General features: G+C 39.6%; 3 protein-coding genes. 1 reads left to right on the forward strand and 2 read right to left on the reverse strand.

Translation table 11 applies throughout. The features are described 5' to 3' along the window. Positions 1–388 (forward strand): hypothetical protein (locus tag LRP50_RS25175; protein WP_274167137.1); only part of this gene is annotated, 388 nt, incomplete at its 5' end. 23 nt (positions 389–411) lie between these two features. Here the strand turns inward: LRP50_RS25175 and LRP50_RS25180 are convergent. Beyond that, positions 412–684, reverse strand: coding sequence for a hypothetical protein (locus LRP50_RS25180; RefSeq protein ID WP_274167138.1), 273 nt, complete (start codon positions 682–684; stop codon positions 412–414). 138 nt (positions 685–822) lie between these two features. Then, the coding region (locus LRP50_RS25185; RefSeq protein ID WP_274167139.1) for an HNH endonuclease at positions 823–1,747 on the reverse strand (925 nt) is incomplete at its 5' end.

The raw sequence follows: 1,747 nt of genomic DNA on the forward strand, positions 1-1,747 counted from the left end.
CGCTATCTTCTTCAACAACTTTGATGAGGCCATTGAGTTCAATGTTTTAATGCAGAAGATTAAAAAACCTGTCAGTGCTGCATATGAACAAATAACCATGATTTGGGTGTTGAGATTAAAGTTTCAGCGAAGATACGGAACTGTCGGTTACATTCAAATTCTAACGAATGCTGAACTTGATTTGAAATTGCTTAACAAGGTACTCGATAGATACACAGTCGAGAAACAAGTTAGAACAGTGCAACGTGAATTTGATTACAACAAATACATTGATACAGTGAACAAACAGAAACTAACTAATTTAAGCAACTATTTAGGCTCACAGAGAAGCCCAAGACGATTTGCTATAACCAACAAACCAAAATCAAGTAAAGACGCTGATGTTTGATTACAGCGCCTTTTGAATGACATTTATGCGCTGATTACAAATATCACTTTATCTTCAAAGAAACCCAGTAACTTTGTGAAACCAAGTTTTAATGCAAGGTCTTTAGGCGTGTCTCGGAACTCTTCGCAGTTACAGTTTAGTTCCAGATGTGAAACCGCCCCCATCAACAATTCATAAGCAAGATTGTCAGATATCCGCTCTTGGCCATGAGCAAACTCCAACGAGTCAATGTCATTCAAAGCTGACAATTCAAAACCATCGCTTTGACCATCAAGAGTGTATTCAACTTTAATCATTAGTTACTCCTTTCCGTGAAGTAACCTAACGCCCGCTTAACTTGCTGCCAACTGCACCGAACTAAAACAGGCCACCGTAATCACTAAAGCCAACCGAATCAAAAATGCCACAGGTTGGCAGTCAGGTTGAAGCGATTGTTAGGTTCGATCTGGCCATGCAAAGGTATCTGGAATAGACTGAATTTTCGCCCTTTTCTTATTGTTGCAAACGGCACATGACAAGACTAAATTGGTTGGATCATTAGTGCCGCCACGAGCAATTGGAACCATATGATCAATATCGTAGGTCTGATTGCTCAACCCTGGGATGGCCACGGGATTAGGGCAATAATGGCAAAAACCCTGTTCTCTTTTTACGATTAAATCTATAATCCATTTGTTGAAGTAAGTAGCTCGTGGGAGTTGCCCATCCTTCTCTAGTACCGGATAGTCTAACTTAAACAATGGCGATATTTTTTCTGCCAGTCTCATGTTGAAATCAAACAAAAACTTTTTTCTATGCCACAGGTGTGAGAATGCAGAGTCCACGAAAACTTGTAACCCAGACAGGAATTGTCCTCTATACATATTTCTAGCTTCTATAATTCCATCATCAGACTTCCTTGAGAATTCTCTCGGAACTCTGATGTTCATATGCCGGAACATGTCAATTGCATATTGTGCAAAATCAGCATATTCTCCAACCCAATCCAGATCATCATAAAGATACAAGTAGAAATCTATATAGGCTAAATCACTTAATATTTTGTGTAGAGCAGTGTTAGTAGATATATCTACAGCTTCAAGTGCATAATTAAGTAAATCATTCTCTAATTCTTCGAAATGATTTGCTTCATTCGTATCGAGCGGTTGCCTATAAACAAACCTTTCAACTGTTGATACAAGATCGAGAGCAGGTCCACCGCTCACCACATTTTCAATATTTCTACTTCTTCTCATAAATACCAACCTAATAAAACCTAACGCCGCCAACAGCGGCAGACTTGTTATTGTGACTTTTGTGCAATAATGGCGAAGCCATGCACTAAAGGCGCTACGGCAAGGCTGTCCGACTGCTTGGCCT

It is taken from the genome of Enterovibrio gelatinilyticus (assembly GCF_028683095.1).
In the GTDB taxonomy this organism is placed as follows: Bacteria; Pseudomonadota; Gammaproteobacteria; order Enterobacterales; family Vibrionaceae; genus Enterovibrio; species Enterovibrio gelatinilyticus.

Coding starts and splice junctions, on each gene's coding strand:
- LRP50_RS25180 (WP_274167138.1), bottom strand. CDS start 684: ATGATTAAAGTTGAATACACTCTTGATGGTCAAAGCGATGGTTTTGAA.